The sequence below is a fragment of the Bradyrhizobium sp. HKCCYLRH3097 genome (assembly GCF_051167875.1).
Taxonomy (GTDB): Bacteria; Pseudomonadota; Alphaproteobacteria; order Rhizobiales; family Xanthobacteraceae; genus Bradyrhizobium.
Genome location: NZ_JBNPTX010000011.1, coordinates 263,397 through 273,649 on the forward strand (window position 1 = coordinate 263,397; position 10,253 = coordinate 273,649).

Annotated in this window: 5 protein-coding genes; 2 read left to right on the top strand and 3 right to left on the bottom strand. The window is 67.1% G+C overall.

Annotation, left to right across the window (positions count from 1 at the left end; translation table 11 throughout):
- Positions 1–19: 19 nt before the first annotated feature.
- Positions 20–403: a response regulator gene (locus tag ACQR0U_RS25095; RefSeq protein ID WP_315717853.1), complete on the bottom strand. Its 384-nt coding sequence runs from the start codon at positions 401–403 to the stop codon at positions 20–22.
- The gene (locus ACQR0U_RS25100; protein ID WP_434872307.1) at positions 396–4,088 is read right to left on the bottom strand and encodes a PAS domain-containing protein; all 3,693 of its coding nucleotides are present in this window, start codon (positions 4,086–4,088) and stop codon (positions 396–398) included. The genes ACQR0U_RS25095 and ACQR0U_RS25100 overlap by 8 nt, the downstream gene beginning before the upstream one ends.
- A gap of 233 nt (positions 4,089–4,321) precedes the next feature.
- Here ACQR0U_RS25100 and ACQR0U_RS25105 point away from each other — a divergent pair, with 233 nt between their 5' ends.
- Positions 4,322–5,836: an ATP-binding protein gene (locus ACQR0U_RS25105; RefSeq protein ID WP_315750236.1), complete on the top strand. Its 1,515-nt coding sequence runs from the start codon at positions 4,322–4,324 to the stop codon at positions 5,834–5,836.
- Between the two features lie 45 nt (positions 5,837–5,881).
- Here the strand turns inward: ACQR0U_RS25105 and ACQR0U_RS25110 are convergent, their stop codons facing one another.
- A complete protein-coding gene (locus ACQR0U_RS25110; RefSeq protein WP_315827126.1) occupies positions 5,882–8,011 on the bottom strand; it encodes a phosphocholine-specific phospholipase C in 2,130 nt (709 codons plus the stop codon).
- Positions 8,012–8,283: 272 nt separating this feature from the next.
- Here ACQR0U_RS25110 and ACQR0U_RS25115 point away from each other — a divergent pair, with 272 nt between their 5' ends.
- Positions 8,284–9,876: an ATP-binding protein gene (locus ACQR0U_RS25115; RefSeq protein ID WP_315717857.1), complete on the top strand. Its 1,593-nt coding sequence runs from the start codon at positions 8,284–8,286 to the stop codon at positions 9,874–9,876.
- The last annotated feature ends 377 nt before the right edge of the window (positions 9,877–10,253 follow it).

Below are 10,253 nucleotides of genomic sequence, written 5' to 3' on the forward strand. Positions count from 1 at the left end.
GCTCCATCCGACCGGCGCGTCATTGCGGCGCCGTCTTCTTGATCAGGCGTCCGAGCGCGCGCATGATCCCATCGACGGCAATCGGCTTCTCGCAGCGGAGGATCTTCGAGAAGCGGTCCGGAATAACCGATTCGTCATAGCCGGTGGTGAAGACGAAGGGCACGCCGCGTTCGACCAGCAGATCGGCAACCGGAAACGCCATGTCGCCGCGCAGATTCACGTCGAGAACGGCGCCTTCGATCCGCCCCTCGCGTTTGATCAAGGCGAGCGCGTCGGGGACGGTTCCGACCGGGCCCAGGATCGTGCCGCCGGCGTCGCCGAAGGCGCAGCGCAGCTCGTCGGCAAGCATGTACTCGTCCTCGACGATGAGGATATGACGGTCGCGAAGCGAGCGTTCAGGCATGATCCTCGAGCTCCAGTGTGGTGAGCGAAACGGGAATCGATATCGTGCAACGGACACCGTCGGATTCGAAGGCGTACGAGGTCCTCGCGCTGAGCTGATAGGGCAAGGCCTGTTCGATCAGCTCGCGCCCTTGCCCCGTGCCGCTGGGCATCGTGGCTGGCGGCGGCATGTCGACGCCGCTTTCGCGCCACTCGATATGCAGCCAGGGCTGTCCCTCCGCGCCTTCGCGCTCGAGCGACCAGACCACGCAGAGCCGGCCCGACGGCTGCGCCAGCGCGCCATACTTGACCGCGTTGGTGGCGAGCTCGTGCAGCGCCATGGCAAGGGTCTGAACGGTCGACGACCGCAGCCTTACGCCGGACGGCCCCGACAGCCCGATGCGCTCCGAACCGCCGGCGACAGCCCACAGCTCGCTACGGATCAGATCGTCGAAGGTGACGCGATCATGCTCCTTGAGGCGGGACAGCAGGCCCTGGGCGCGTGACAGCGTATCCAGCCGATCACGGAAGCGAGCTCGAAAATCGCCGAGATCGGTGCTGGCGCGCGCCGTCTTGTCGGCCATCGAGCGGACCACGCCCAGCAGGTTGCGGGTGCGATGCTGCAGTTCGGCCACCAGCACCTTCTGCCGCTCCTCCCATTCACGCCGCTCGGTCACGTCGACCATGGCGCCGGTCATGCGGATCGGTCGTCCCGCGTCGTCATAGAAGAAGCGCCCACGGCCGTAGAGGTAGCGAATTGCGCCGCCCGGATGCACCACGCGAAACTCGCTGACATACTCTTGGTGCGCCTCCATCGCGCGGTGAAGCGCGGCTTCGGCTGCGGGACGATCGTCGGGATGGATGCGTGCCGCCCAGGCCTCGTAGCTCGGAGTCAGTTCGCCAACGCCATAGCCTTCCATGCGGAAGTGCTCGTCCGACCAGTAGACCTCGCCGGTCGCGACGTTCCAGTCCCACAGGCCGAGCCGACCGACCTCGACCGCGCTGCGCAGGCGCTCCTCGCTCTTGCGCAACTCCCGTTCGGCCTTGTTCTGCTCGGAGATGTCGCGCGCCGTCCCGAACCACTCGATGATCTCGCCGTCACGCCCGAGAATGGGGATGGCGCGCGAATGGATCCAACCGAGGCTGCCATCGATCCGGATGACACGGTGCTCCAGCTCGAACATGCTTTTCGTCGCGACCGCCCTGCTGATCGCCGCAGTCACCTGCGCCTGATCGTCCGGATGAATGTATTTCGCGAGCCAGCCTTGGCTCGGGTTCATTGTATCGGCGATGAAGTCCTTGCCCTGCAACTGGCGCATCTCCCGCCAGTCGGGGCTCATGCGATAGATGACGTCGGAACTCGCGGTTACGAAAGCGCGATAGCGCTCCTCGCTGGCGCGCAGCCGCTCCGTCGCTTCGGCACGCAGACGGGCCATCTTGAGATGCGCCTCGACGCGCGCCAGCAGTTCACGCGCACTGAACGGCTTGATGAGATAGTCATCCGCACCGGCCTCCATGCCTTCGACGCGGCTCTCTTCTCCGGCCCGGGCCGACACCAGGATCAGCGGGATAGTGCCGACCCGTTCATCGGCGCGCAGCCGCGCAAGCAACTGCATGCCGTCGATGCGCGGCATCATCACATCAGACAGAACGAGGTCGGGCTTGTCGCGGGCGATGGCCGCGAGCGCGGCTTCACCATCGGCGACGGTCTCGACATCGTAGCGCGTGGCGAGCAGGCGGCGGACATAGTCGCGCATATCGGCATTGTCGTCGGCCAGCAGGATACGGGGGCGCGGCCCGGCCCTGTCGGCTGACGGGGTGGTGATGTCGATGTCCGGAACGGCATGCGCGTCGAGCGGCGGCGGATCCGGCAGCCAGCGCAACGCCTCCTCGATGAAGGGCCGCGCACCGCGAAGGATCGGTTCCTGCGCTGGCGCCGCGTCGACCTGGTCGAACGGCAGATGACTTCGTCCCCTGGGAATCCTGACCGCGAACGTGCTGCCCTGCCCGGCTTCGCTGGTCGCTGCGACGGATCCGCCGTGCAGCTTGGCGAGCTCATGCACCAGCGCGAGCCCGATGCCCGAGCCTTCATGGGTGCGGCCGAACGCGCCGGCGACGCGATGGAAACGCTCGAACAGCCGCGGCAGCTCGTGCTGCGGGATGCCGGTCCCGGTGTCCTTCACGCTCAGTTCGAAATGACGATCGCAGGTGACGAGCCGGACCTCGATGTCGCCCGCAAAGGTGAATTTGAACGCGTTGGACAGCAGGTTGAGGACGATCTTCTCCCACATTTCGGGATCGACATAGGCCGGCTCCGGCAGCGGCGGGCAATCCACCATCAGCCTGAGGCCGGCGGCCTCGATCGCCGAGCGGAAGGTGCTGGCGATCTCCGCGGTCAGGCTCGCGAGGTCGACCGGCGCGTAGACTGCCTGCATCCTGCCGGCCTCGATCCGCGAGAAATCCAGCAGCGTGTTGACCAGCTTGAGCATCCGCAAGGCATTGCGCTCGGCGATCTCCAACCGGTCGCGATCCGCAGGCGGCAAGGCCTGCGACCGCAGCAGGACATCTTCGAGCGGACCGAGCATCAGCGTCAGCGGCGTACGGAATTCGTGGCTGACATTGGTGAAGAACGCGGTCTTGGCCCGATCGATCTCGGCGAGCGCCTCTGCGCGGCGCCGCTCCTGTTCATAGGCCAGCGTCTCCGCAAAGGAGCTGCCGAGCTGAGCGGCCATCAGATCGAAGAAGCCCTGGTGCTCGGCATCGAGGGCGCGGCGCGGATTGACGCCACAGATCAGGATCGCCGTCGCCTGCTCCCGGCCCGTCGCAACCGGCAGCACCAGCGCCAGCTGTGGCGGCTCGGGCCATGCGCCGGTCGGCACGCCGGCAAATTTCCCACGATCCAGCACGACGCGAATCGGCGCCACCGCGCGCGCCGCCGCCCGGATCGGCCACAGCCCGTCACTGTCGAGGGCAATCTGCGCCGGCGCGATTGCACTGTCCGGGTGTCCCCCCGCGGCGCTCAACAACCGTGCCGATCGCTGATCCTCGCTGAGTTGGTAGATCAGCGCAAACGGGACATCATGCGGATTCTCGGCGAGGACGTCGGTGGCTTCGCGACAAGCATGCGCCAGACTGTCGGCACGGCCGCGCGCGGCAAGATCGCGCAAGGTCCGCATACGGCGCTCGCCTACGACCCGGGCCGTCGTCTCGATGACGGGGGTGAAGACGCCGCCGACGCCGCCGGTCTCATCGCGAATCGGCGAATAGGAGAACGAAAAGTAGGTCTCCTCCAGGTAGCCGTGGCGGTCGATGAACAGCGGCATGTCGCGTGAGCGGGTCGCTTCGCCAAGCCCGACGACGTGCCGCAGCATCGGGCCGATGACCTCCCAGATCTCGGACCATACCGCGCGCCCTGGCGCCCCCAGCGCCGCGGGATGCTTCTGCGAGCCGAGGATTAGGCGATACTCGTCATTGTAGAGCATGACGAGCTCCGGGCCCCACCAGATCAGGATCGGGAACGCGCAGTCCAGGCAGGTGCTGATCGAAGTGCGCAAGGACTGTGGCCAGCTCTCGGGCGGCCCCAACGGCGTCCGCGACCAATCATGGATGCGCATGAGCGCCCCCATCTCCCCGCCACCCTGCAGGAAGTCGGCTCCGCGCGCGAACGCCTTGAACGTCGCGTGACCGGCATCCGAATGCTCGTTCACTCCTGGCCCCTTTTTCGCCGCACAGTACCGTCAAATGCGCGCGGGCGCCAAGCACCGGCCCTCACGGCAAGAGGCGCGTCGACAGGGAACTGGGCAGCCCGCGATCGGGTTCCATCTGCGAACCATCCACAGCCCATCCCGCAATCTGGGACAGTCCATTGCAAACGCTCGACGTGCGCGCCCGCGCTTGTTAAGCGCCAGCCTCTGCGTGAAGCGGGCTTGAGTCGGGGCACATGACGGTTGCAATCGAGATGGGGCAGACGGCGGCGGGATCGCCTGCGGCCCTGGACCTCGAGGAACTCCTGGCGACCCGGCTCCTGGTGCAGGGCAATTCCGGCTCCGGCAAGTCGCATCTCCTGCGCCGCCTGCTGGAGCAGAGCGCGCCCTGGGTGCAGCAGACGATCATCGACCCGGAGGGCGACTTCGTCACGCTGGCCGAGCGATTCGGCCATCTCGTGATCGCGGCCGAGGACCACACCGAGCGCGCGCTGCAGGTCGCCGGCGAACGGGCGCGGATGCATCGCGTCTCGACGGTGCTCAACCTCGAAGGCCTCGACGCCGAGAATCAGATGCGGCGCGCGGCCGCCTTTCTCAACGGCCTGTTTGAGATCTCCCGCGACCACTGGTACCCGATGCTGGTCGTGGTCGACGAAGCCCAGCTGTTCGCACCGGCCGTCGCGGGCGAAGTCTCCGACGAGGCCCGCAAGGCCTCGCTCGGCGCGATGACCAACCTGATGTGCCGCGGCCGCAAGCGTGGGCTGGCGGGCGTGATCGCGACGCAACGACTGGCGAAGCTCGCCAAGAATGTCGCGGCCGAGGCCTCGAACTTCCTGATGGGCCGCACCTTCCTCGACATCGACATGGCCCGCGCCGCCGACCTGCTCGGCATGGAGCGGCGCCAGGCGGAGGCGTTCCGCGACCTCGAGCGCGGCCAGTTCATGGCCTTGGGGCCCGCGCTGTCGCGCCGTCCACTCGGCCTGCGCATCGGCCCGACCGATACCAAGCCGCGCAATGCAACGCCGCGGCTGATGCCGCTGCCGGAGGCTTCGCTAGAGGACGCCCGCGCGGTGATTCTCGCCGCACCCCCGCCCGAGACCAACGCGCGGCCGCAGCGCAAGCCGCAACCGGAGCTGCTCGACCAGCTCATGGCGGCGAAGTCCGCCGCGCTCGAGCTGCGCCCCGAACCGCCAGCACCCGCCGTCAGCGAGGAGGAGCTCGCCGAACGCAAAGCCCGCGTCGAGCGCGTGCTGCGCGCGGTCTTGGCCGAGCCCGACGCCGGCTTCCGCGCCGTCGGCGTGCTCTACCAGGAATTCGTCGTCCGCTGCCGCATCGAGGGGCTGGGCACGGCCGTGCCCGACCTCAACGAGTTCCGCCGCATGCTGACCCGCGCCCGCGCCGGGCTCGGCGGCGACGAGACGGCCGACGATGCCGGCTGGCAGGACGTCACGCTGCGCGCCTCGCTGCTGCCTGAGGACATGCAGGGCGTGTTCATGATGATCGCCCGCGCCGCCAAGGACGGCCGCCCCTGCCCGAGCGATGCGGCGATCGCCCGCGCCTATGGCTCGCATTCGCTGCGCCGGGCGCAGCGCCTGCTGACCTATATCGAGGACCAGGGGCTCATCGTGTGCCAGCTCGACGGCGCCGGCCGCCGCATCGTCACCCTGGTCGAACTTGCCTGGGCGACGGCGCCCGGCGATCCCAATGCCGACGACGCAGCACCCGAAGGTCTCGTCACCTCGTCATCTTGAGGATGCGCCCGAATCGCTCCGGGCGCATCCCGATATCGTTCGCGATCAGGTCGCGGCGATCCTGCCCATCGCCGGGTCGCTGATGCTGGGCCGGCCGTTCTCGACGTGACCCGCGAGCTGCCAGTTGAAGTTGGCATCGCTGTCCGTCGTGACCGTCAGGTCGTACCAGCCATGGGTCTGCTGCAGGCGAACCCGCGTCTCCAGCCGCTGGCCACGCTGCAGGCGGTGCCGCTGGCTGCGTCCCGTATAGTTGTCGGCCAGTGTCACGACACAGCTCGCCCCCTTGTTGGTGAGCGCGATCGCAAGGCTGCGCGAATCGTCGTCATCATCCCAATCACAGAGATGGACCGTATCGACGTCGACCAGCGCGGCGGTGGTGGCGACGCCGCCCTTGAAGTGGCGGAAGAAGCCGTTCGGGCCGTACACCGACAGATCGTACTGGCCGGCGCTGGCCGCGAGGTCCCACACGCCGTGCAGCGATTTCCCGGCTTCGACGGTGTAGCTCCACGGGCCGGTCGCGGTGTTGCCGGAGCGGACGTGGAAGCAGGCGCCCGCCTGCCCCGGATTGGCGAAGCGGATCGCGAACGTCTTGTGCGCAGCATCGGCGTCGCCATCGACCCTGAGATCGTAGGGCAGCGGGCGCGCCGGGCGAATGCCCGGCTCCTGCTGCGGCAACGCCTGCTTGGCCGGCGGCACCGGATGATAGTCGTCGAAGCGGGCACCGGAGGTGATGTCGGCGGCCGGCGGCTTGTAGCCGGCCGTGCTCGGCAGCGGCGCCATGCCTTCGTTGGGCGAAGTGAAGTTGAACGCCGAGGTGAGATCGCCGCACACTGCGCGCCGCCACGCCGGGATGTTGCTCTCGAACAGATCGGGCGCCTTGTGATGGAAGCGGCGCTCGATGAAGCGGATCACAGACGTGTGGTCGAACACTTCCGAGCACACGAAGCCGCCGCGCGACCACGGCGACACCACCAGCATCGGCACGCGGACGCCTAGTCCGTAGGGGCCGGCAACGTGGCTTCCGTCGCCAGCGAAGAGGTCCGTGCTCACATCGACGGTCGACTGGCCCCAGGCCTGCGACATCGCCGGATACGGGCCGACGACATGGTCGAAGAATCCGCCGCCCTCGTCGTAGTTGATGAGCAGCGCGGTCTTGCTCCACAGCTCGGGGTTCGACGTCAGGATGTCGAGCACCTTGGAGATGTACCAGGCGCCCGGCCCGGGCAGCCAGTTCGGATGCTCGCTGAACGCCTCCGGAGCTGCGATCCACGACACCTGCGGCAGCGTGCCGTTGCGGACGTCGTTGCGCAGCCCGTCGAACAGGTTCTCGAACGTGCCGCCATTGGCGATGTTGCTGCCACGCAGCGCCTTCTCGTACAGCGGGCTGCCTGCTTGCGAATTCTGGTACTGATGGAAATACAGCAGCGAGTTGTCGCCGTAATTGCCGATCCACGGATTCTGGGTCCAGCCCCAGGAGCCTTCCGCCGTCAGGCCGAGACCGATGTCCTGGTAGACCTTCCAGGAGATGCCGGCCTTCTCCAGCCGCTCCGGAAACGTGGTCCAGTCGTAGCCGGCTTCCGCATTGGTGATGACCGGGCCGCCGCCCTTGCCGTCGTTGCCGTCCCAACCGGTCCACAAGTAGTAGCGATTCGGATCGGTCGGGCCCATCACCGAGCAGAAATAGGAATCGCACACCGTGAAGGCGTCGGCCAGCGCATAGTGCCAGGGCAGATCCTGCCGGTTCATGCAGGTCATCGTCGTGGTGCCCTTGTTGGCGATCCACTTGTCGTAGTTGCCGTTGTTCCAGGCCTTCTGGCCGTCGTTCCAGCCATGGGCGACGTCCTCGACATAGACCTGGCCGGCATTGTCGACGCGGAACGGCATCACTGCCCCCGCGCCGTTCGGCTGCTGCCACACCGGATTGCCATTCGGAAGCTTCACGGCGCGCGGATCGTTGAAGCCGCGGACGCCGCGCATCGCGCCGAAATAGTGATCGAAGGCGCGGTTCTCCTGCATCAGCACCACGATGTGCTTGACGTCCTCGATGCTGCCGTGGCGGTTGAACGCCGGAATGGCATGCGCGCGCTCGATGCTCTGGCCGAGGGCGGCGGTCGCAGCCGACGCTCCGAGCAGCCGCAGGAACTCGCGCCGGTTGTGCGCGATCGTGTTCGACATCTCGTTCATTCCCCATGGTGATGACGGTGTCGAGCGGCTTAGGTCGGCGCGTTAACAACCGCGTGACCGGGCGGTAAAGGATGTGTGGCAGGCTTTTGACGCCGCGCGGCGGAGCGGCGTTCGCGGCGAGGGCGCCCTGCCGCGATGCGCGTCGAAGCCGCCATTGCCCTTGCGCCGGAGACGAAAAGCTGAATGATCCGTTCGGGTTGCGACGACGACCGGCCGGGCCGCCCCCGGATTTGGCGCGCTGCGTTGTTGAGGATGATTTGCATATGCCGACGTTGACGGTGCAAGCGGCGGGTCTGCAGGGAGCGCCGGTATGGGCATGGCTGCAGGTCGTATCCAACGGACTGATCGCCAGCGCCTTCTTCACCATCGCCTTCGTCGTCGGCACGTTCCTGCGGCGGCGCTGGCGCGACGTCATGTTCCGCGGAATCGTCGGGGCGCTTGCGACCTTCGTGGCCGTCGTCGGGGTCACCCGCCTGCTTGCGATCGTCGATCTCTGGGTACCGACCTCGACCATCACGGACGTCATCAACGTCTTTCTCGGCGTCACCTCGATCGGAATCATCGTCATCATGATCAAGATGCTGCCGCAGCTTCTGGTGCTGCCGACGCGCATCACCTTGCAGAAGGCCTATGCGCAGCTCGAGGAGGAGATCCGGCAGCGCCGCGCCGCGGAAGCGATGGTGCGGCGATTCCAGGAAATCGAGGCCAACGAGGCCCAGGTCCGTCAGGCGCAGAAGATGGAGGCGATCGGCCAGCTCACCGGCGGCGTCGCGCACGACTTCAACAACATCCTGACCGTCATCACCGGGACGATCGAGATCCTTGCCGATGCGGTCAAGGACAAGCCCCAGCTCGCAGGCATCGCCGGCATGATCAGCGCCGCCGCCGAGCGCGGCGCCGATCTGACCCGGCACCTGCTCGCCTTCTCGCGCCGCCAGCCGCTGCAGCCGCGCGCCACCGATATCAATGCGCTCATCGTCGAGGCCGGCCGTCTGCTGCGGCCGACGCTCGGCGAGCAGATCGAGATCGAATCGATGCTGGCCCATGACAGCGCGCCGGCGCTGATCGATCCGAGCCAATTGTCGACCGCGATCCTCAACCTCGCGCTCAATGCGCGCGACGCGATGCCGGACGGCGGCAAGCTGACCCTGGAGACCAAGAACGTCACGCTCGACGAGCACTACGCGCAACTGAACCGCGACGCCAAGCCCGGAAGCTACGTCATGATCGCGGTCAGCGACACCGGCCAGGGCATTCCGGCTCCACTGCTCGACAAGGTGTTCGAGCCGTTCTTCACCACCAAGGACGTCGGCAAGGGATCGGGCCTCGGGCTGAGCATGGTCTACGGCTTCGTCAAGCAATCGAACGGCCACGTCAAGATCTACAGCGAGGAAGGCCACGGCACGACGGTCAAGCTCTATCTGCCGCGCGCCGCCGGACTGCCGGAGACGCCGGCCGCAGAGCCCGGCCGGCCGGCGGTCGCGCGCGGCGACGAGACCATCCTGATCGTCGAGGACGATGCGCTGGTGCGCGACTACGTCGTGGCTCAGGTGCGCCGTCTCGGCTATCGCACGCTGTCGGCCAGCAATGCCGCCGATGGGCTGACAATCATCGACAGCCAGGAACGCATCGACCTGCTGTTCACCGACGTCATCATTCCCGGCGGCATGAACGGCCGGCAGCTCGCCATCGAGGCCGAGAAGCGCCGCCCCGGACTGAAGGTGCTCTACACATCTGGCTACACCGAGAACGCGATCGTGCATCATGGCCGGCTCGATGCCGACGTGCTGCTGCTGGCAAAGCCGTATGTCAGCGCCGATCTCGCGCGCATGATCAGGACGGCGCTGGAAGCGTAAGGCGAACCGCGATGGTGGCGCCGGTCGATGTCTCGTTTGCCAGAGCTCGCGCGTCACGACCGGTGTCGTCCCGGCCTTGCGCCGGGACCCATGGCCACCGGCCATGGTGGCGAAGCGAAATCGATCCACCAGCGTGCCTCACACAAATTCCTGGGGTTATGGGTCCCGGCGCAAGGCCGGGACGACGGCTGAGGTTGCGGTTGGCGCCTTCCATCACACTGTGCCCGAGACATCCCATAAGACACGACGCCGCCTTCCCGCCGCCCATGAGGCCCAGGTGATGCGGCAATCATGCCCCTCCTGAACAACGAGAGGGCGCGAGGAAGGCCGGACCTCGGCTGAGGCCCGTGGCCCGCCTGCTCAAAAGAATGCAGGCG